Here is a 21,268-nt window from a genome sequence, read left to right as displayed (position 1 = left end):
CTCCCTAGTTTCCATTGTCCTCCAGAATCATATCGGCGGCTTTTTCGGCGATCATGATAGTGGGGGCGTTGGTGTTGCCTGATACGATCTCCGGCATGATGGATGCGTCTGCCACTCTAAGCCGTTTCACCCCATGCACTCTTAAACGTTCATCCACCACTGCCATATCATCATTGCCCATTTTGCAGGTGCTGGTGGGGTGGTAAATGGTCTGGCTGAAGTTTCTTGCGGCTTCCAGTAACTCCTCATCAGTCTGATACTGGCCTCCCGGGACGAACTCTTCGAGAATGTGCTTTGCCAGCGCTGGCTGTGCCGAAATTTTTCTGGCTACTTTGATGGCGTCTACCACTGTTTTTTCATCTCTTTCATCCGACAAATAATTTGGCTGTATTTCCGGATGCTCTGCTGGATCACTAGACTTTATCTGCACATACCCACGGCTGTACGGGCGAAGCTGACAAACCGAAGACGTAAAAGCCGAAAATGGATGTGCACCTTCGCCTGGTTTATCAGCACTCAGTGGTTGCATGTGAAACTGAATATCGGGTCTGGAAAGCGATTCATTGGATTGGGTAAATACCGCCACCTGACTGGCAGCTAAGGTCAGAGGTCCAGTGCGGTTAAACGCGTATTGCATGCCTACCCACAGGCGTTTGAATACACTGTTGACCTCGTCATTTAGTGTGCGTTGGCTGGTTTTGAACACCAATCGGATTTGCAGATGATCCTGCAAGTTTTGGCCCACTCCGGGTAAGGCGTGGATCAATGGAATGTTAAGTTGATCCATCAGATCACGATTACCAATTCCAGAAAGCTGAAGAATCTGAGGCGATCCAATGGCACCAGAAGACAGGATGACTTCTTTTGAAGCTTTGGCGATGACTTTGGATTGCTTCTGCTGGTACTCAATCCCAATCGCCGTTTTTCCTTCAAAGAGTATTCTGTGAACCTGAGCGTGCAATGCCACTGTCAGGTTCGGTCTGGAAAGTACGGGTTTCAGAAAACCTTTTGCCGTGCTCCAGCGAAAGCCCTTGTAAGCAGTTTGCTGAAAATAACCTACTCCCTCCTGAGATGCTCCGTTGTAGTCTGGGTTTTCTGGTATACCTGCCTGCACGGCAGCCTGAATGAAAAAATCCGCAATGGGGCGACGCAACCGCAAATCCGACACCTTGAGCGGTCCACCGACACCGTGAAACTCACTCTTTCCGCGCTCCTGATCTTCAGACTTTTTGAAGTATGGCAGCACCTCTTCGTATGACCAGCCTTTGTTCCCCAGCTTTTCCCAGTGATCGTAATCTTCCGCCTGACCACGAACATACAACAGACCATTGAGAGCGCTGGAACCGCCAATAACTTTCCCTCGCGGCCATTGTAATTGGCGATGATTGATGCCTTTGTCGGGGGCGGTGAGGTAACACCAGTCGGTTTTTGGGTTGTGCATGGTTTTAAAATAACCAACCGGAATGTGCAGCCATGGGTTGTTGTCGTTCCCTCCCGCTTCCAACAACAGAACTTTGTTTTTGGGGTTAGCAGAAAGCCGGTTGGCTAACACGCATCCAGCGGATCCTGCCCCAACCACAATGTAGTCAAACTGCGCTTCCGATGTGCTCATTTTTTTCACATTCCCTGTCATCGTGTGATGGCGACTCAGAAATTTTCGCCATCAAATCCAATAAGTCTTAAGTTTCATTTATTGAGACTAAGCGGCTCAATTTTTTAAGTCAAGGGTTGTTTTTTTATTTTTTTGTGTAATAAATGAGCAATGTTGAATCAGAAAATTTAACATTTGCTTGGGTTAAAAATGGGCAATGTGAGGAGATTCAATAACTACAACGGCGTGTTGTTCGACCTATTGCAATGCTTGTGTATTGAGGTGAGAAACCCCTGAGTTTGTCGAAAAGCGGTAGTCAGAAATAGGGAAGCGCTGTTCATTTTTAGTCAATGGAGTGATAACCATGAGAGACGAAAAATTAACCCGACGTGGATTTATGAAAGTGTCTGCCCGATACGGGGCGACATCCACACTACTGGCTGCTGGCGCATTGGGTGCCGGAGCAACTTTGTCTCAGCTGGCAAATGCTGCTGAGCAAACCGCCAAAAAGCGCTATGCCGTGAAACCCAAGTTTCAGTTGAAGTTCGGCGCGTCGGGCTTTAACGAAAAAAACCTCGATATTCAAAAGTCGGGTCAGTTGTTCTTTGCCAAAGATCTGGAAGCGCGTACCAATGGTGCTATTCGGGTGGAGTTTATTGGCAGCAACCAAATCTGTGGACAGACCAACTGCATTAAGAAGACCCAGCAGGGCATTGTTGATATTTATTCTGCCTCGACTCAGAACTCAGCTGGTGGCGCACCATATCTGAATGTATTGGATTACGCCTACATGTTCCCGTCTCGCGCGGCGCAATACCACTTCTTCTACAGCAAAAAGAGTGAGGCACTGCTTCGTGAACCTTTGCGAAAACGCCATAATGTCCAGTTCTTGTTTACTCACTGCGAATTGCGCGGCATACAGCTTGGATTGAAATGGCAGGACAAACCGACCGTGACGTCCGTCGACCAGTTAGCAGGAACAAAGAACCGAGTCACGGGGACGCAGCTTGGGCGAATCGCCATGGAGCTAATGAACCTGAATCCGGTTCCCATTGCGTGGGAAGAAACGTTAGACGGATTGAAGCAAGGCTTAATTGATGGCGCTGAAACCTGGATGGGTGCAGTGGCGTACGCCGGTATGGCGCCAGTGGTCTCGCAATGTGTCGATCTGAAATTCTTCTGTGGTACGGAGCACACCGCGATGAACCTGTCGGTGTTCGACAAGCTGGGTTCGGAGCTGCAAGACGCGGTGATGGAGTCGGCCTATCTTGCTCAAATCTACACTCAGGGGATGAACGAGGCAGGTTTGTACGACATTGTCGGAGCAACCAACCCGCAAAAGCCAGGCACCATCTTTGCTGAGAACAACGTCCGCGTGGCAACCCTGTCTGATGCCGAGCTGAGAAAAGCGGAAGAGATGTGTTCGCCAGAATTCAATCCAAAACCTTGGGAAGCGTGGCGTGAGCGCCTGAACAAATGGTCGGGTGGTCATGATACCTATCAGGAAATTTATGACATTGCGCGCGAGATCCCCAAAGACATGGCTCCGGTAAACGTTGAGCCTCAGCGCTGGTGGCAAAGCTAAACACAGGCGAAGCGGGTGTGTTGTGCATCCGCTGCCGCTTTCATTCAATGGAATACAGGATAGGGATATGACGTTTCTTCGAGTGCTTTTTCGTTGGCTGGATAACAACACCGAAAAAGTGATCATTCTGATTACTTACATTTCCATGGCGGGAATTATCTTTGTTGAGGTGATTCGGCGCTTCTTATTCAACCAGCAGGTGCCATGGAGTACGACGGTTCCTGTTTTGCTGTTCTTATGGGTTACTTGGTTTGGTGCGTCATACAACATTAAAAAGCGCACTCATCTGGCGCTGACTGAAATTCGGTCTCGTCTGTCGTATCGCATGCAGTTTTTCTGTTTCGTGCTCGATGCGGTTCTCTGGGTTACGTTCGCCATCATCGTCATTTACTACACCTACCAGCAAACCTGGCTCGCCTATGACAACTTTGCCATTGTCGGAGGTACAGACAATGTAATGGAGTGGTGGTTTTACCTAGCGACCCCTCTGGCTTGGGGGCTGATTGTGATTCGGGTGCTGCAGAATCTGATGCAGGACATTGCACGTTACCGCAACAAAGAGCCGTTTGTGCTCCAGGCATCGCTATTGGATTAAGGAGTACAAATGGATAATGGAACGTTAATTACCCTGATATCGATTGGTGTCACGGGGCTATTTTTGCTGGGAGTGCCGATTTTTCTTGTGATCGGTTTCTGGGTTGTAGGGTGCAGCCTGGTGATTGACTTTACTCTGGCAAACGTGGGGGTCACCTTGTTTGAAGGGTTGAGCTTCTTTGGTTTGCTGGCACTCCCGCTTTTTATTCTGACGGGCGACCTGATCAATGCCGCGGGGATTGCGAAGCGAATGTCGGACTTTGCCTATTCCATATTGGGCTGGGTGCGAGGCGGACTGGGGATGGCAACTATCGGAGCCTGTGGGATGTTTGCGGCTATTTCTGGTTCGAATGCCGGAACAACGGCCACCATCGGCTCGATCATGCAGCCTGAAATGGAAAACAACAAATACGACAAGCGATTCGCGGCGGCAACAGTGGCTGCCGGAGGGACGGTCGGAATCATCATTCCTCCCAGCATTATCTTTATCGTGTACGGTTTTTTGCTCGATTTGTCGATCAGTGACCTGTTCATCGGAGGCATGCTTCCAGGCATTTTGATGGTGATTGCCATGCAGGTCACCTGCTATCTCGTCAGCCGACGCAATAACTGGGGCGACATGATTCGCTTTGAGCCGAAACGCATTGTGCGCGCAGGGTTTAGGGCGTATCTAGGGATACTGGCAATTGCGATTGTTATTTACGGCATCTATTCCGGTACATTTTCACCAACAGAAGCGGCAGGCGTAACCGTCGGTTTTTGCCTGATAGCGGGTGTGTTGGTGACACGTCAGATAAAGCTGTCTAAGTTACCTGAAATATTGCTTCGTTCCGGTCAGATCACAGGCATGCTTGCGCCTTTGATTGCGGTTTCTGTGGTGATGCAACAGTTGTTGTCTTTACTAGGGGCTGGGGAGGTAGTGAATGGCTGGATGTCGAGTATCGGCGATCCAACATTCGTGCTATTAGCGTGTATGTTCTTGGTATTAATGGCGGGAACCGTACTGGAAAGTTTGCCCAACACTATCATCTTAGCCCCTATTCTGGCACCGATTGCTTACAGTGTGGGTGTTGATCCTATTCACTTTGCAGTGGTGTTCTTAGTGGGCGATGCCATCGGGTTTATTACGCCGCCTTACGGGCTAAATCTCTATGTGGCCAGTGGGATGACCGGGATACCGTACTTCACGATTGTTCGTCATGTTTTACCGTATCTGTTCGCATTGATGGTGGCTTGGCTTATTATTGCTTTCTGGCCTCCGCTTTCAACATTCCTGCTGCAATTCGGCGGAGCTGGTTAAGTCAATCACCTCCAGTGTGGTGGTGCATAAAAGAAGGAAAGGCAGATGGACGGGGAACGAGCAACACATCCCACTATCATGCGAGGGTTTGTGGTTCTGGAGAAAGTCGTACAGGCCCCCAAACCCGTATCAACATCCGATTTAATTGAGGAGCTTGGGCTGCCCAAGCCCACGTTAAATCGTATTCTTCAGCAACTGGAACAGGAAGGGCTGGTGGAAAGAGAACCCGTCAGCCGGCGTTACATTCCCGGTCTCAGAGCAAGAGAGTTTTCGCTGGGCATCATGTCGAATCATGCGCTCAGTGCTCCAAGGCACGCCATCTTAAAAGTGCTGTCTCAGGAGGTAGATGAAACCTGCAACTGCACCATGCTGGATGGTGACCACACGGTTTATTTTGATCGCGTGGAAGCCAACTGGCCCTATCGAATACAACTGCCCGTCGGGTCGCAGTTGCCACTGCACTGTACCGCCAGCGGGAAAATGCTGTTGGCACATATGACGCCCAAAGTGCGGGATAAGCTCGTTCATGCGACGCCATTAAAGTCTTACACACCTTTTACCTTAACGGACTCTAATCAACTGCAAGAAGAGCTGGATCAGATTCGTCGTGAAGGTATTGCATTTGACCGGGAAGAATTTATGGAAGGTATGGTGGCGATTGCTGTACCAGTGAGGGACAAACAAGGCAGTGTCTGTTTTACCGTGTCTGTACATGCCCCTAAAATCCGCAAATCTTTGGAAGAGCTAAGGCTTTACCTCCCCTTTCTCAATAAAGCCGCTAATGCTTTGGCAAAAGTGCAGTTTGAGTGAAGGTAAACACACACAACAAAAAAGACCAGCCGAGGCTGGTCTTTGTCATTCTGGAGGAAAAGCGAAATTAAGCTTTTGCTTCCGCTGCTGCTTTTGCGATAGCAGCAAAACCTTTAGGGTCTAGAGACGCACCGCCAACTAGAGCACCGTCGATGTCTGGTTGTGCGAAGTAAGAAGCTGCGTTCTCAGGCTTAACAGAACCACCGTATTGGATGATTACTTGCTCTGCAACTGCTGCATCTTTTTGTGCGATTAGAGCACGGATAGAAGCGTGAATGCGTTGTGCATCTTCAGCTGTTGCTGCTTTACCAGTACCGATAGCCCAGATTGGCTCGTATGCGATGATTGCATCGTTTAGCGCTTCAACGCCGTAAGCGTCGATTACTGCGTTGATTTGGCGAGCACAAACTGCTTCAGTTTCGCCTGCTTCGTTTTGTGCTTCAGACTCACCGATACAGAAAACTGGCTTCAGACCGTTTTCTTTTAGGAAAGCGAATTTCTTAGCAACGAACTCGTCAGACTCAACGTGGTACTCACGACGCTCAGAGTGACCGATGATGATGTGAGACGCACCGAAGTCTTTCAGCATTTCTGGAGAAGTATCACCTGTGAATGCACCGCTGTTGTTCACGTCAGTGTTTTGCGCACCTAGGATGATTTTGTTGCCGCCTTCTTTGATCAAGCGCTCAGCCAGATCAATGTAAAGTGCTGGTGGAGCAACTGCAACGTCTACGCCAGTTACGCCTTCAAGTTCCGCATTAAGGCCGTTTAGCAGCTCAGTGACCATAGTTTTGCTGCCATTAAGTTTCCAGTTACCCATCACTACAGGACGACGCATAGGAATATCTCCATTAATTAATGTAAAAAATAAACGTGATTGCGAAAGAATATAACAGATTAATACCGCTAAATCATGACTGGTGTCATGTCTTTCCGCGATCTGGCTGTAAGGTCAGATCTCATGTTGTCACTAAGAAAGTAATTTGCAGTGATCAGGCAGGCAAAATCCAGTCTGTGGTGCACCAAGGCGCTTATTTTCCTGTATGTTAAGCGCTGTCACAATAAAGAATAACAGGGATGTAGCAATGCCAAATTTAGTGATGGAGTATTCAAATTCAGTGGACGAGCGCGTTAATGTTCCGCTTCTGTTGGAAGATCTGCATCAGGCAGCCATAGAGAGTGGGTTGTTTGACGTCGCTTCTGTTAAGTCACGAGCTTTCCGTTGCCACCACTGGCTGGTGGGTGATCAGGAAGATACGGTGGATTTCATCCATATCACCTTCGATCTTCTGAGCGGACGAACAGAAGAGCAAAAGCGCAACCTGTCTCGTCAACTGATGGATATTCTCCAGGAGCAGGCAAGCGCTGTTCATAGTTTGACGATCAATGTCCGGGATATGGACACCAAATGTTTTCAAAAAGTGCTCAATTGAGCAAAGGTAAGAGATGTCGATTAAGCAATATTTGTTTTCTTTTCAAGGACGTGTCGGACGTCAGGTATTCTGGATCTGGAACGCGTTTTACTACTTAATAGTGATTGGATTCAGTTACGGGGCAGGAGGGCTGTTCCCAGAGCTGGGCAACGTTATCGCCATTTTCTTTTTGGCATGTATGCTTTATCCCGATCTGGCGATCACCGCAAAGCGCTGGCATGACAGAGGCAAATCGGTGTACTGGCTTGCGCTGCACATCCCAGTTATTGCGGGGCGTGTTCTTGCGCCTGTTGCGGCTCCGGGCGTTCAGATGCAGACAACCGCAATCGAGACGGTTGCCTCTTTACTCGCTTTAGTTGCAGGAGCATGGATTCTTGTCGAATGTGGATTTTTACCCGGCGACCAAAAAGAGAACCAGTACGGCGCACCCCCGGAAAGGTGATTTGTCTACGAATGAAAAAACGGACCTGAATTCAGGTCCGTTTTTGTTTTCATACCTTATTGCTTGCGTTCTAGATTGAACGGAACAATATCGGCGGATTCTTTGGTGATATCACCGTGCAACGCATCTTGAAACTTGCCGATTTGAATTGTCAGCTCATTCATTAGTGCCACATTGGCATGCGTTGGATTCTTGCATCGGTCGATCACTCTCTCGATATGGCTTTGCTGAGCTCTTAATCGAGGCTGCATCTCAACCGAAGCGTAAGTGATCATCTCTTCACACATCTTTTGACGAAATTCGTTAAACGCTTCTGGGTCATCCTGAGCCAGAGCGACAAGCTCCTCAAATGGAGGTAAAGTTTGATCATATTGAGCGCGTCCCATCTGCACCCTCCTACTTCTTTGTTACAGCACATGAGCAGAGCATACGATAAAATTAGCTCAAAAAATGCACTTTAATTGCTCTATTATTGTTCAGTCTCACAATTGATATATGCAATTGAGCCAATAAACAAAAGCGACAGGATGAGCTTGCTGTATAAGTAAATGATACCGTTGGGAAATTATTGCGCGCTAATTTGGTAACTACACCGACGTTTACCCTGGATGATATGTTCGGTGCGTTCGATGGAGTATTCTTTTCCTAAAAGCTTACGAAAGACATTTATCTCGGAAAGGCAGAGGCTAGGGCAGCGTTTCGCAGCACGACAAATTGGGCAGTGATTTTCAATTAATTCAAACCCTTGATCGTTTTTTAGCAACTCAACCATATAGCCCTCACTTTCGCGGAGCTCTGCAAGAATGTTGAGTTTTTCTTCGAGAGTCTGACAATGTGCCATGGCTGAGCGGTATTGACGAAGTGTGCTGGCTTCACGTTCGGCGGTGACTTTTTTCATTCCCTCTTTACCGAACACCGCTTCGACAGCATCAATCATGTTGATCATCAGATCGCTATGACCGTCAAAGAACTGTTCATGACCTTTATCTGTCAGCGACCAGTGGCGAGTGGGGCGTCCAACCTTGGCTTTCACATCCTCAAAAATCAATAAGCCATCTTCTTCCAGGCTCTGTAGGTGCTGGCGAGCGCCCATGGTAGTCATGGAAAAGTCTTGCGATAGCTTCTTAGCGGTGATGGCACCTTCACGCTTGATTTTATGTAAGATACGATCCGTTGTTTTCATTCTTCCCCTCATAGCTAGGGCATTCACCCTTGGGACTATTATGAGGTATGAAGTTAATAAAGCAAACTCTTGATTAAATCCGCAATAGTGCTGAAGTTTTGGTATCAGAACTTAAAGACGCATTAACGCGTGACCTTGATAGTTAATTTTTTCAGGAAAAATCACCATTTTCAGGATTAAAAAAGCGCAGCCTGGCTGCGCTTTGATAACACTCGATTTGAGCCTGGGCTATAAAATGATGTTGCGGACTTCATCATCCTTTCTTTCAAGGTAATGAATCGATTTGATACGACGAATGGTACGACAACGACCACGAATCAATAGCGTCTCCGTTGTTGCAATATTGCCCTGACGAGTAATGCCTTCAAGCAAGTCACCCTTGGTGATACCTGTTGCTGAAAATACCACGTTATCGCTGCGTGCCATGTCTTCCATACGTAAAACAATGCCAGCCGTGACGCCCATTTCTTTACAACGTTCCAGCTCTTGCTCACCGTGAGCGCGATTTTCTTCCGTATCGTCTTTCACTTCGTGGCGTGGCAATAAGCGACCGTGCATGTCGCCGTCTAGTGCGCGAATAACCGCAGCAGAAACCACACCTTCAGGCGCGCCACCCACACAATACATAACGTCTACTTCACTGTCTGGCATACACGTTAGAATAGATGCTGCCACGTCACCGTCTGGCACAGCAAATACACGTACACCCATTTTTTGCATTTCTGCGATCACATCATCGTGCCTTGGTTTCGCCAGAGTGATCACCGTCAGAGTGTCCAGCGTTTTGCCGAGAGCTTCAGCTACGTTGGTTAAGTTTTCAGCCAGAGGTTTGTCTAAGTCGATCACCCCTTTTGCACCCGGGCCAACAACCAGTTTTTCCATGTACATGTCAGGTGCTTTCAAAAAGCTGCCCTTTTCACCTGCCGCCAATACCGCTAATGCATTGGACTGACCCATAGCGGTCATGCGAGTGCCTTCAATCGGGTCAACAGCAATATCAACCGCATCGCCACCAATACCGACGTTCTCACCAATGTACAGCATAGGCGCATCATCGATTTCACCTTCACCGATGACAATTTCACCCGAGATTTCCGTTTTATTCAGTAGTGCTCGCATGACCTCAACTGCAGCACCATCCGCTGCGTTTTTATCACCACGTCCCAGCCATTTATAACCAGCCAGTGCAGCACCCTCAGTGACTCGGGAAAAAGCCATCGCCAAATCGCGTTTCATGTGAACTCCAGATACGAAACCAAAACAGGAAAGAATTGGCGGCGATTCTAACACAGCCATATTGAAACGTTTGCTATTTCATCCGTGAAACGCCCTGTGGATTGCTCAGCATCAATTTTTTCCAGTGATCGCCAATAGATTGATAGCGAACGTCAAATTTTGGTTAAAGATAGCCTTTTTTTTGACCAACCGAGCAAAGATCACCAATTTTGAACGTGTGTCGACGCGGGATGCTGAGTAGAATGTGGAATAATTTGTGAACTTTCATTCACGTAGACTGAATCAAAATAAACAGGTGGCTAACATGTCTTTAGAAGTCCTAGAGCAGCTAGAAGCAAAAATCCAAACCGCAGTTGATACCATCGCACTTCTACAAATGGAAGTAGAAGAGTTGAAAGAGCAGAACGCTCAACTTAACTCTGAAGCAAACGAGCTGAAAAACAGCCGTGAGGAACTGGAAAGCCAAAACCTTAAAATGCGTGAAGAGCATAATGCATGGCAGGAGCGTATTCGGAATCTACTCGGCAAGATGGACGAAGTAGAGTAAATCACTTTTCCGCTTCGTACGCTCGCGTATTTCGTTGTCGGTGGTGCTCATTTATGCTTATAAATTCCGCGCCACCTCCTAGAAATCCACAAGCGTACTTTGCTGAAAAATTACCGTCTAAACGAAAAAAGCAGCCGATGGCTGCTTTTTTGGTATTGGGTGAACGGAAGTCTTATTCTTCGTCTTCTTCGGTGAATTCGTCTTCTTCTTCGCCTTCTAGGTCGGAATCAAGAGCTTCCTGAGAGATGATGATGCCTGTGTTGTCAGCGTAAAGGTAGTCGTCAGGTAAGAAGGTGACTCCACCAAAATTAACGGCTAGATCTTGCTCGCCAATTTCTTGCTGCGCGGCACCAACGGGAATTGAGGCTAGGGCCTGAATACCGAGATTCATGTCTTCCAGTTCATCAACTTCGCGAACGCATCCGTAAACAACAATGCCTTCCCATTCGTTTTCTTCTGCCAGAGACGCAAGCTCAGCGTCGATAAGCGCGCGGCGTAATGAACCACCACCATCGATCAGCAATACTCGACCAACACCATCTTGTTCAAGCGTGTTACGGATCAGCCCGTTGTCTTCAAAACATTTGATGGTTGTAATCTGACCTGCAAATGAGGCGCTACCACCAAAATTGCTGAACATAGGCTCCACTACATCTACCTGATCCTGATAGATATCGCATAGTGCTGAGGTGTTGTATTCCATAAGCAATGTCGTCTTCTGTTACACAGTTCTGTATTCGAGTATATATGCCTAGTAAGTCAATGCAATGACAAGACTCAATTAAGTCATCAGAGTTTGACCCGTGATCACGATTGAGAACAACAGGTTAGTGACCAGAGCACATTTGACGATAACTGGCATCATAGGCGCAAGCTCAGTTGGAGTCGTCGCTGCCAGTACCGCTTTACCGTGATTAACAGTGAGAAGCACCGCCAGCAGCATGGCTAAACCCCAGGCTAATGCGGTATTGTGCAGAGCTAAAAATGCGATAAAAGGAACAATCCCACCGGTGAGTAAAAGCAGGTGGTAGCGCTTGGCTCGCTCCGCTCCCAGACGAACGGCCATAGTGCGTTTCCCGCAGGCTGCATCATTCTCAATGTCTCGCATGTTGTTGATGTTCAGAACGGCTACCGCCAGCAAACCGCATCCGACTGAAGGTAAAAATGTGGCGGCATCAATAAACCCTGTATGGAGGAAGAACGTGCCCGCCACGCCAAGCAGACCAAAGAAGATAAACACCGACAAATCCCCCAAGCCAATGTAGCCATAAGGTTTGTTGCCCACGGTATAAGCAATGGCAGCGATGATAGCCAAAAGCCCAAGCCCGATGAATGCCATGATGCTGGTAGGCGTTTGCAGGGCATAGAAGATAAGCGCGAGACCCGATGCGACAGTCAGAATAATATTGATGATGATGGCTTGTTTCATGGTCTGTGGAGTCACCGCACCAGACTGAATGGCGCGAGTCGGACCAATACGGTCCTGATTATCCGTCCCTTTTATTGCGTCACCATAGTCGTTCGCAAGGTTGGAAAGGATTTGCAGCAGTATTGCGGTAAGAAGAGCCAGTACCATGACTGGGAATGAAAAATGACCATTGAATAAAGCAACACTGCTGCCTGTTGCGATAGAAGCAAACGCCAGTGGCAGTGTTTTGGGGCGAGCGGCATCAAGCCATACACTTAGTGATTGTCTCATGCGTCGTACGTCGTTGACCGATTTGTATTCAGTATATCAACGCGCCAGCAGAGGGGAATACCAAAAGCCCACCTAACTGAGGTGGGCTTGTTTTACATCAAATATTTGGATGTATCCAATGCAGACTTACAGGATAAAGCGGCTGAGATCTTCGTCTTCAACAAACTCACCCAGCTTGGATTTCACGTATTCGGCGTCAATTTTCACAGCAGTTCCGCTCTTGTCGGTTGCTTCAAACGAAATCTCTTCCATCAGACGCTCCATCACAGTGTGAAGACGACGAGCACCAATGTTTTCAGTGGTTTCGTTCACTTGCCACGCGGCATTGGCAATTTGATCAACACCTTCTTCAGTGAATGAAACGTCAACGGATTCTGTCGCCATCAGAGCAGAATACTGCTCGGTCAGAGAAGCTTTAGGCTCTGTCAGAATGCGTTTGAAATCATCACTGGTTAGCGCTTCCAGTTCCACACGAATTGGCAGACGACCCTGCAATTCTGGAATCAGGTCTGATGGTTTCGCTACCTGGAATGCACCAGATGCAATGAACAAGATATGGTCAGTTTTAACCATGCCGTGCTTGGTGGAAACGGTGCTGCCCTCGATAAGAGGAAGCAAGTCACGTTGAACCCCCTCACGAGATACGTCCGGACCTGAGCTCTCACCACGTTTACAAATCTTGTCGATTTCATCGATGAAGACAATGCCGTTGTTTTCAACATTGTAGATAGCTTGTTCTTTCAACTCTTCCTGATTGACCAGCTTTGCTGCTTCTTCTTCTGTCAGAGCTTTGAACGCGTCTTTTATCTTCATCTTGCGGCTTTTCTTGGTGTCGCCAGCAAGGTTCTGGAACATGCCCTGAAGCTGATTGGTCATCTCTTCCATGCCAGGAGGCGCCATGATCTCTACGCCCATTTGCGGAGCCGCAATTTCGATGTCGATCTCTTTGTCGTCTAACTGACCTTCGCGAAGTTTCTTGCGGAAGATCTGACGTGTATTGGACTTTTCTTCAGTGGCGTCTCCGGAACCCCAGCCTTCACGCGGTGGCGGAAGTAGGGCATCCAGAATGCGTTCTTCTGCCTGCTCTTCAGCGCGGAATTTTACTTTTTCCATCGCTTGCTGGTGAGTCATCTTGATGGCTACATCCGTCAGATCGCGAATGATAGTTTCCACTTCCTTACCCACGTAACCCACTTCCGTAAATTTAGTGGCTTCCACTTTCATGAATGGGGCATTGGCCAGCTTGGCAAGGCGACGAGCGATTTCTGTTTTACCGACACCAGTCGGACCGATCATCAGAATGTTCTTGGGGGAGACTTCGACGCGTAAGCTTTCTTCAAGCTGCATGCGGCGCCAGCGGTTACGAAGAGCGATCGCCACAGCGCGCTTTGCTTTGTCTTGTCCGATGATGTGGCGATTCAATTCGTGAACAATTTCTCTTGGCGTCATTTCAGACATATTGAATTCCTTATGATTCTTGCGCTGCTGTGTCGAGTTCTTCGACCGTGTGGTGATGATTGGTGAATACACAGATATCACCAGCAATTTTCAGTGATTTTTCAGCAATTTCTCGGGCATCAAGCTCGGTGTTTTCCAGTAAAGCAGTAGCGGCTGCCTGAGCAAAGTTACCACCAGAGCCAATGGCAATTAAGTCGTTTTCTGGCTGAACCACATCACCATTACCTGTGATGATCAGCGAAGCGGTTTCATCCGCAACCGCAAGCAGTGCTTCGAGTTTTCTCAGTGCGCGGTCACTGCGCCAGTCTTTTGCCAGTTCTACTGCGGCTTTGGTCAGATGCCCTTGATGCATTTGCAGTTTGCTTTCGAAGCGCTCAAATAGTGTGAATGCATCAGCCGTACCGCCAGCAAAACCTGCCAGTACTTTATTATTGTAGAGGCGGCGTACTTTCTTTGCGTTGCCTTTCATGACGGTATTTCCTAAAGAAACCTGACCGTCTCCAGCAATGACGACTTTATTATTTCGGCGTACAGATACGATAGTAGTCACTTTTATTAACCTTTTGTTTCGCTCGCGATATATGTGAAATATGAGGGCAGGAGAGAAAAAAACAAGGGAGCCGGCTGGCTCCCCTGAGAATGTTTGATGTTTTGTGTTTTATACATCGGTTATTGCGATTCTTTCCAAATAGCGCACGGTTCGATTTTTGCCCGTTGTAGTTTATGGCGATCGCGCTCCGCATCGCGTTTGAAGGTGTAAGGCCCCAATACGACGCGATACCAGCTACTGCCTTCTTTCTTACGAATCTTGCTACTGATCCCCTGAAAAGCAATATCCACTTTACGAGCTTCTGCCTGCGCCAGAGTTTTATATGCACCACACTGCATGATGTAAGGAATATCAGAAACCACTTGTTCTTTGGCTTCGACCTGTACTTCACGTTTGGGCAGTGATTCAACGTACTCCCACTTTTCCTCTGGTGGAGGTGGCAGTGGTTTTGGTTTGCTGACGGGCTTTTTCGGTTTTTCCGCCACTTGTGGTTTAGGCGGTTCCGGGTCCTGGCTTAGTGTATAAAGCCCATAACCAAATGCGCCAGCCAGTAATATGGCGACGATGCCTGCTTTCCACGGCTTCTTATTGGATGTTTGTTTTCTGGTAGGCTTTTTTTGCCCACGTCCTCTTCTTACGTAATCTTTATTTGCCACGGTTTAACAGCTTGCGTTCAATAAAAAACGGGTAACATGGTAATCCAGAATTACTCTGGAAAACCAGTGTTACCATTGAAAAGCTTGCAGGTGTGTCCATCTTTTGGGTCACAGACCCATGAAGCCTTAGCTTCTTGGAGGCGCTGCGCTGTCTCGGATTTTCAGTTCTGTTTCCAGTAGACGTGATCCGGCATGTACATCTCTGCCTTTGAGTATCTCAAGCAGCATCAACATTGCCTGACGACCGATCTCGTAGCGAGGTTGGGTAATCGTCGTCAATGGTGGATCACAGAACTCCGCGAACTGAATATCATCAAACCCGACAACAGACAGGTCTTGAGGTACTTTCAATCCAGCCGCTTTTGCTCCCTTAATAGCGCCGATTGCCATGGCGTCATTGTGGCAGAAAACGGCAGTTGGTGGTTCCGGAAGTGCCAGAAGTTTTGCGATTGCCTTTTGCCCTGATTCAAAGGTGAAATCGCCCATTTCCTTATAGGTTGGATTCATGGTGATGCCAGCGCGACGTAAAGCCTGCTGATAACCTTGGTTACGGAACTGACACAATGCTGCATCGTCAGGCCCTGAAATCTGAGCAATCTTCGAATGACCCATTTGGGTGAGGTAGTTCACCGCTTCGAACGAAGACGTTAGGTTATCAATGTGCACTGTCGGCAATTCCAGTTCCGGTGCGAATTCACAAGCCATGACCAGTGGTGGCAAGTTCTTCTGTTCCGGTTTGCTGACATCAAACGGCAGGTGTGTCCCCAATAACAACATGCCGTCTGCTTGTTTGGTAAAGACCAGGTTGACCAGTGAGCTCTCTCGTTTCTTCTGCTGACCGCTGTCTCCTAACAATACGAGATACCCGTTTTCCACGGCTACATCCTCAATGCCGCGAATGATCTCTGTAAAGTAGGAGTCGCAAATGTCAGGGACGATTGCAACGATAGTTTTGGATTCATTACGTCGTAAGTTTCTTGCCAGTGAATTCGGCGAATAACCAGCTTCCAAAACGGCGCTTTCCACACGTTTACGTGTCGTCGACGAAACCTTCTCAGGATTCATCAAAGCCCTCGATACCGTTGCAGTTGAAACTCCTGCTAGCTGGGCAACATCCTTCATTGTCGCCATAATAAGTTGTCCTCTTTATTTTTCATGGCTGTATTTAAGCATCTATAACAATTAAACCTAGCGCTGACGTGAGCAACTTTTTATTGGATATTTTATGCTCTAAATTAAGATTAATTTACGGGCAGATTAACAAATTTTGCATGAGTACCGTGACATCAATCACATAGGATCATATTCGTTTTCTCAAACTAGCTACAAAGTCTGATCCAGTAACAGAACTGACATCACATCAATTTACAGAGATTTTACTTATCAGGAGAGATCTTGCGGTTCGATGTCAGTGGTCCAGCGCACTTTTTTCGCCATCGGCAATGTGTCGATGACTGGTTTTGAACTGTACAGTAACTGTTGCATTAAAGAACGTGATGGGGCTTGCAACATTAATTGCCATCGTGATTTTCCCGCACGGCGTGCCAGAGGTGCAGGCATTGGTCCCAACACCATACATTCATCATTGAAAAGCGGATGTGATTCAATAGTTTGCCTGACCTGACGCAGGAATAATTCTCCAGCTCCTTCCTGATTCGCTTCGGCGCGAAATAAGGTCAAGAAAGCGTAAGGCGGCAGCAGCGCGAGCTTCCTTTCTTCTAAAGCTGTGCTGGCGAAATGACGATAGCCTTTATGAATGAGCGCCTGTAGAAGTTGGTGCTCTGGGTGATGAGTCTGAAGGATAACTTCACCGGCTTTACTGGCTCTCCCTGCTCTCCCTGCCACTTGAATGAACAATTGAGCCAGTCTTTCTGATGCTCGAAAATCTGAGCTATAGAGTGAGCTGTCCACATCGATAAGCCCTACTAACGTGACGTCCGGGAAGTGATGCCCTTTCGCCAGCATTTGTGTGCCAATCAGAATCTGGTACTCGTTATTACGAATCGCCTTAAGCGCGGTTTCCAGGCTGCCTTTTCGACGAGTGCTGTCTCGGTCTATTCGAATGGCTTTAAAATCGGGGAATAAAGTGGCTAACTGTTCTTCCAACTGCTCTGTGCCCACTCCCACGGAAACCAGTTGTGTTGAGCCGCAGCCCTGGCATTGGTGTATGACAGGATGTTGTGCCCCACAGTGGTGACAACGCATTTCACGGCTGTGTTGGTGAAAGGTGTAATAAGCATCGCAGCGATGGCAATCCGCTATCCACCCACATTCATGACACATCAGAGCAGGGGAGTAACCGCGTCGGTTAAGAAACAACATCACCTGATTGCCCGCATTGAGGTGTTTACGCATTTCCGCTATCAGCGGAGCAGACAGCCCGCTTTCGAGATACAGCCCTTTTACATCCAATACTTTATTGGTGGTGGGTACGGCAGACCCCGCTCGGTTTGAAAGCGTTAAGTGATGATATTTGCCCGTCAGGGCATTGTGCAGCGTTTCGAGTGCGGGTGTTGCGCTACCCAAAACCACAGGAATCTTTTCTTTGGCTGCGCGCATCACTGCCACATCCCGCGCGTGATAACGAAGGCTGTCCTGTTGCTTGTAGGAGGCATCGTGTTCTTCATCGACGATGATGATGCCCAGGTCAGCAAACGGCGTCAGGAGCGCACTGCGAGTGCCAATTACGATGCCTGCGTGCTTATCCCGCGCAGCCAACCAGGCGTTAAGGCGCTCGGTATCGTTCAGCCCAGAGTGGATCACTTCAACCGGAACCTGAAAGCGCCGTTTGAAGCGATTGATGGTTTGTGGTGTTAACCCGATTTCAGGAACCAGTACCAATGCCTGCCTGCCTTTTTCCAAAACAGGCTTGATCATATTGAGGTAAACCTCGGTTTTGCCTGAACCTGTCACCCCTTCAAGTAAGAAGCAGCCATAACTTTGATGGCTGTTTACCGCAGCAATCGCGACGGACTGTTCTTCATTCAACTTGGGCTTGTCGTCGTCACTTTCTACTTCGTTTGACCAGTTAATGGCTTTGGGCTGGCGTTCTCGCTGCTCTATCCAGCCTTTGTCCTCTAAGGTATTCAAAACGGAGCTGGAGACTTCATTATCCAGCATCGCCTGATGGGAAACCGGTCCATTTTCCAGTAATCCCATTACCTTTGCTTGCTGAACCGCACGCCCAAAACCAGTCATCAAGCGGTCTTTACCTGCCGGAGTGATGAACCATTCTTTCAACGCAGTAAAGTCGGCGGCACGCCCTTTTCGCAACATTGCAGGCATGGCGTTAGCTAGCGTGTCACCAAGCGGATAAAGGTAAAACTGGCTGCACCAATGAAGAAGAGAATATAACGAGTCTGACCACACAGGCTTGTCATCAAGCACTTCTTTAATGGTTTTGAGCTGGTGTAGAGGAAACTCCGACTGAGAAACAAGCTCGGTCACAACGCCTACCAGAGTCTGCCTGCCAAAAGGTACGCTAACGCGCCCACCAATAACCGGGAACTGGTGGGAAGCGATAAGGTAGTCAAATTGCTTGTCTAATGGGACGGGCAAGGCGACTCTGGCAATAGAAGGGCGCATAAATCTTTTATAATGAACCTGATAGGAATGATCTGATTATAACTGAGTTAGTAAGGTCAGGTAACCTAACGGTGTTGTGTTACTGAAATTCGAATGTCTTACCCTCTAGGGTAAGGCGAAATAAAACCACACTGTTTGTGAAAATAGTTGGCGAAAAAACTGCCAAATAGGTTGATCCTACCCTCATGTTTCATTACTATACTGCGCCTTGATGATGTGGTCATTCTGCATCGAATTATCTAAACTACGTGTGGTGTCCGGCATAGAATCGGATAGCGACACGGCCCAATTTGAGGTTATCCCATGAAAGTAGGTATTCACCCAGAATACAAATCTGTTGCAGCAACTTGTTCTTGTGGCAACACGTTTGAGTTCCAGACAACTCTAGAAAAAGAGTCAATCCACCTGGACGTATGTGACAAATGTCACCCATTCTACACAGGTAAGCAGCGTATCGTTGATACTGGCGGCCGTGTAGATCGCTTCAACAAGCGTTTCGGTGCTCTAAGCAGCAAGAAGTAATTACGTACTCGTAATACTGACCAAATTTGAAAAGGACGCCCTCGGCGTCCTTTTTTCGTTGATGAAATAAATATTTTTTGATTTAGCTCTCGGTTAAGTGGTCTTAGCTCTTCCAAAATTGCCTTTCTTTAACTTAGCTAATCTATGAAGAATGCAAGTCATACTTTAGTATAACAACAGAGCTTGAGCCTTTTTTGCGGTCGGTATCAGCTCACCATGCAACAAATGCACTTTACCCCAACAAAAAACAATAATTGGAACGTCCCCACATGTCTGAAGACAACACCCTACAAGATTTTCGCCAACAAGCTCTGGACTATCACGCTCAACCTACAGCCGGAAAGATTTCTGTCGAACTGACAAAACCTGCCAATACCGTCGAAGACCTCGCTCTTGCGTACAGTCCTGGTGTGGCAGAGCCAGTCCGTGAAATCGCGCAAAACGCCGATAACGTTTACAAGTACACCGCTAAAGGAAATATGGTTGCCGTTATTTCCAACGGAACCGCCATCCTTGGTTTGGGTAACTTGGGTCCTCTGGCGTCAAAACCCGTGATGGAAGGGAAATCCCTTCTGTTTAAACGCTTTGCTGGTCTGGATTCGATTGATATTGAAGTAAAGCATCGCACCATCGACGAGTTTGTCGATACGGTTGCCAACATTGCCGACACCTTCGGTGGCATTAACCTGGAAGACATCAAAGCCCCAGACTGTTTCGAGATTGAGCAACGCTTGATTGAGCGTTGTGACGTGCCTGTTTTCCACGATGACCAGCATGGTACGGCTATCGTTACTGCTGCTGGTATGCTGAACGCCATCGAACTACAAGGTAAAAAGCTGGAAGACGCCACTATCGTCTGTTTGGGCGCTGGTGCGGCAGCCGTTGCCTGCATGGAGCTTTTGATTAAATGTGGCGCGCAGCGTGAGAAAATCTACATGCTGGACCGCAAAGGGGTGATTCACACCCGTCGCGACGATTTGAACGAGTACAAGCAACTGTTTGCCAATAACACCGACAAACGCACGCTTGAGGATGTCATTGACGGTGCCGATTTGTTCCTGGGTGTGTCTGGCCCTGATTTACTGCCAGCAGAAGCGTTAAAGCTAATGGCAGACAAACCAGTAGTGTTTGCGTGTTCTAACCCTGATCCGGAAATCAAACCCGAGCTGGCGCACGAAGTTCGTGACGATTTGATCATGGGAACCGGTCGCAGTGATTACCCGAACCAGGTCAACAATGTTATTTGTTTCCCATTCATTTTCCGCGGTGCATTGGACGTTCGTGCCAGCGAGATTAATGATGAAATGAAACTGGCGGCGGTTGACGCGATTCGCCAACTGGCAAAAGAAGACGTGCCGGAAGAAGTGAAGAAAGCAGCGGGAGTAGAGAACCTGGAATTTGGCGCTGGCTATATTATTCCTAAACCTATGGATCCACGTTTGTTGCCTCGAGTGGCAAAAGCGGTTGCTCAGGCAGCGATTGATTCTGGGGTTGCGAGAATCGACATGCCTGAAAGCTATTTGGAATAAAAGCCAATTAGAATAAAAACTAGGTGGAATAAAAAACGACTTGGATAAATTGCCAAGTCGTGCGATTCAATAAAGAAGGGACAGCATTTGCTGTCCCTTCTTTTTATTCGTCATCGTAAGCTTCGAATTCGATGCCCATTGCCGTCATAATGGCTTTCGCTTCGGTTGGAATGTCATCCGGGCGATCCTTACGCAAGTCTTCGTCCGTTGGAAGAGGCTGACCTGTGTAGGCGTGAAGGAAGGCTTCACAAAGCAGTTCGCTATTAGTCGCGTGACGCAAATTGTTGATTTGGCGGCGGGTTCTCTCGTCAGTCAGTACTTTTAGTACTTTTAGCGGGATTGATACGGTAATTTTTTTGACTTGTTCGCTTTTTTTGCCATGTTCAGCATAGGGGCTGATGTACTCGCCATTCCAATCTGCCATTGCGCACCTTCAGTTATAATTTATCTAAAATGGATGACTAGTTCGCCCAGCAAGCTGTTTTCATGTGTTTTAGCGACTTAGCCTTTCATAAAGTGGGATTTTAGCGACTTTTACCGCCATAAGC

At 47.8% G+C, this 21,268-nt stretch carries 22 protein-coding genes; 9 read left to right on the top strand and 13 right to left on the bottom strand.

Annotated elements, in window-relative coordinates:
* Window positions 1-4 precede the first annotated feature (4 nt).
* Window positions 5-1,612, bottom strand: a complete 1,608-nt coding sequence (locus tag QMG91_RS17045) for a GMC family oxidoreductase (RefSeq protein ID WP_281827817.1) — start codon at window positions 1,610-1,612, stop codon at window positions 5-7.
* Window positions 1,613-1,955: 343 nt separating this feature from the next.
* Here QMG91_RS17045 and QMG91_RS17040 point away from each other — a divergent pair, with 343 nt between their 5' ends.
* From QMG91_RS17040 to QMG91_RS17025, 4 genes are all read left to right on the top strand, one after another.
* Complete coding sequence (locus QMG91_RS17040) at window positions 1,956-3,176, top strand: TRAP transporter substrate-binding protein (protein WP_004405387.1); 1,221 nt, start codon at window positions 1,956-1,958, stop codon at window positions 3,174-3,176.
* Between the two features lie 67 nt (window positions 3,177-3,243).
* Complete coding sequence (locus tag QMG91_RS17035) at window positions 3,244-3,771, top strand: TRAP transporter small permease (protein WP_281827814.1); 528 nt, start codon at window positions 3,244-3,246, stop codon at window positions 3,769-3,771.
* Window positions 3,772-3,780: 9 nt separating this feature from the next.
* Window positions 3,781-5,070: a TRAP transporter large permease gene (locus QMG91_RS17030; RefSeq protein WP_022551992.1), complete on the top strand. Its 1,290-nt coding sequence runs from the start codon at window positions 3,781-3,783 to the stop codon at window positions 5,068-5,070.
* Between the two features lie 45 nt (window positions 5,071-5,115).
* Window positions 5,116-5,880 (top strand): IclR family transcriptional regulator, encoded by a 765-nt coding sequence (locus QMG91_RS17025; protein ID WP_004405382.1) that lies wholly within the window; start codon window positions 5,116-5,118, stop codon window positions 5,878-5,880.
* A 67-nt stretch (window positions 5,881-5,947) separates the two neighbouring features.
* Here QMG91_RS17025 and tpiA read toward each other — a convergent pair whose 3' ends face one another.
* Entirely contained in the window at window positions 5,948-6,718 is a 771-nt protein-coding gene (gene tpiA, locus QMG91_RS17020) for a triose-phosphate isomerase (protein WP_004405381.1), read from the bottom strand.
* Between the two features lie 247 nt (window positions 6,719-6,965).
* On the opposite strand from tpiA, the gene QMG91_RS17015 reads away from it, so the two are divergent.
* Both QMG91_RS17015 and QMG91_RS17010 read left to right on the top strand, forming a co-directional pair.
* Window positions 6,966-7,313 (top strand): 5-carboxymethyl-2-hydroxymuconate Delta-isomerase, encoded by a 348-nt coding sequence (locus QMG91_RS17015; RefSeq protein ID WP_022551991.1) that lies wholly within the window; start codon window positions 6,966-6,968, stop codon window positions 7,311-7,313.
* 13 nt (window positions 7,314-7,326) lie between these two features.
* Complete coding sequence (locus tag QMG91_RS17010; protein ID WP_004405379.1) at window positions 7,327-7,755, top strand: DUF805 domain-containing protein; 429 nt, start codon at window positions 7,327-7,329, stop codon at window positions 7,753-7,755.
* Between the two features lie 56 nt (window positions 7,756-7,811).
* Here QMG91_RS17010 and QMG91_RS17005 read toward each other — a convergent pair whose 3' ends face one another.
* From QMG91_RS17005 to glpX, 3 genes are all read right to left on the bottom strand, one after another.
* The gene (locus QMG91_RS17005) at window positions 7,812-8,141 is read right to left on the bottom strand and encodes a DUF3135 domain-containing protein (RefSeq protein ID WP_004405378.1); all 330 of its coding nucleotides are present in this window, start codon (window positions 8,139-8,141) and stop codon (window positions 7,812-7,814) included.
* A gap of 179 nt (window positions 8,142-8,320) precedes the next feature.
* A complete protein-coding gene (locus tag QMG91_RS17000) occupies window positions 8,321-8,938 on the bottom strand; it encodes a helix-turn-helix transcriptional regulator (RefSeq protein ID WP_004405376.1) in 618 nt (205 codons plus the stop codon).
* 228 nt (window positions 8,939-9,166) lie between these two features.
* Entirely contained in the window at window positions 9,167-10,174 is a 1,008-nt protein-coding gene (gene glpX / locus QMG91_RS16995; RefSeq protein WP_281827808.1) for a class II fructose-bisphosphatase, read from the bottom strand.
* 304 nt (window positions 10,175-10,478) lie between these two features.
* Between glpX and zapB the strand changes: the two genes are divergently transcribed.
* Window positions 10,479-10,721: a cell division protein ZapB gene (zapB, locus tag QMG91_RS16990; protein WP_004405374.1), complete on the top strand. Its 243-nt coding sequence runs from the start codon at window positions 10,479-10,481 to the stop codon at window positions 10,719-10,721.
* A 172-nt stretch (window positions 10,722-10,893) separates the two neighbouring features.
* Here zapB and rraA read toward each other — a convergent pair whose 3' ends face one another.
* The 7 genes from rraA to priA form a co-directional block, all read right to left on the bottom strand.
* Entirely contained in the window at window positions 10,894-11,424 is a 531-nt protein-coding gene (gene rraA, locus QMG91_RS16985; protein ID WP_281827804.1) for a ribonuclease E activity regulator RraA, read from the bottom strand.
* Window positions 11,425-11,502: 78 nt separating this feature from the next.
* Window positions 11,503-12,420: a 1,4-dihydroxy-2-naphthoate polyprenyltransferase gene (locus QMG91_RS16980; protein ID WP_281827802.1), complete on the bottom strand. Its 918-nt coding sequence runs from the start codon at window positions 12,418-12,420 to the stop codon at window positions 11,503-11,505.
* A 126-nt stretch (window positions 12,421-12,546) separates the two neighbouring features.
* A complete protein-coding gene (hslU, locus tag QMG91_RS16975; RefSeq protein ID WP_022591190.1) occupies window positions 12,547-13,878 on the bottom strand; it encodes an HslU--HslV peptidase ATPase subunit in 1,332 nt (443 codons plus the stop codon).
* A gap of 10 nt (window positions 13,879-13,888) precedes the next feature.
* Window positions 13,889-14,428, bottom strand: coding sequence for an ATP-dependent protease subunit HslV (gene hslV / locus QMG91_RS16970; protein ID WP_022591191.1), 540 nt, complete (start codon window positions 14,426-14,428; stop codon window positions 13,889-13,891).
* Between the two features lie 119 nt (window positions 14,429-14,547).
* Window positions 14,548-15,084 (bottom strand): SPOR domain-containing protein, encoded by a 537-nt coding sequence (locus QMG91_RS16965; RefSeq protein WP_022551984.1) that lies wholly within the window; start codon window positions 15,082-15,084, stop codon window positions 14,548-14,550.
* Between the two features lie 126 nt (window positions 15,085-15,210).
* Window positions 15,211-16,215 carry a DNA-binding transcriptional regulator CytR gene (gene cytR, locus QMG91_RS16960; protein ID WP_004405365.1) on the bottom strand — a complete coding sequence of 335 codons (1,005 nt, stop codon included), beginning with the start codon at window positions 16,213-16,215 and terminating at the stop codon, window positions 15,211-15,213.
* 252 nt (window positions 16,216-16,467) lie between these two features.
* Window positions 16,468-18,669: a primosomal protein N' gene (gene priA / locus QMG91_RS16955; RefSeq protein WP_281827797.1), complete on the bottom strand. Its 2,202-nt coding sequence runs from the start codon at window positions 18,667-18,669 to the stop codon at window positions 16,468-16,470.
* Window positions 18,670-18,972: 303 nt separating this feature from the next.
* Here priA and rpmE point away from each other — a divergent pair, with 303 nt between their 5' ends.
* Window positions 18,973-19,191 (top strand): 50S ribosomal protein L31, encoded by a 219-nt coding sequence (gene rpmE / locus QMG91_RS16950; protein WP_004405363.1) that lies wholly within the window; start codon window positions 18,973-18,975, stop codon window positions 19,189-19,191.
* A 269-nt stretch (window positions 19,192-19,460) separates the two neighbouring features.
* On the top strand, window positions 19,461-20,720 hold the full coding sequence (locus tag QMG91_RS16945; protein ID WP_045963009.1) for a malic enzyme-like NAD(P)-binding protein: 1,260 nt from the start codon (window positions 19,461-19,463) through the stop codon (window positions 20,718-20,720).
* A 103-nt stretch (window positions 20,721-20,823) separates the two neighbouring features.
* Here the strand turns inward: QMG91_RS16945 and metJ are convergent, their stop codons facing one another.
* Window positions 20,824-21,144 carry a met regulon transcriptional regulator MetJ gene (gene metJ / locus QMG91_RS16940; protein WP_004405361.1) on the bottom strand — a complete coding sequence of 107 codons (321 nt, stop codon included), beginning with the start codon at window positions 21,142-21,144 and terminating at the stop codon, window positions 20,824-20,826.
* Window positions 21,145-21,268 lie beyond the last annotated feature (124 nt).

It is taken from the genome of Vibrio nigripulchritudo, assembly GCF_027924785.1.
GTDB classification, from domain to species: domain Bacteria; phylum Pseudomonadota; class Gammaproteobacteria; order Enterobacterales; family Vibrionaceae; genus Vibrio; species Vibrio nigripulchritudo.
This window is presented reverse-complemented; position numbering and strand designations above follow the sequence as displayed.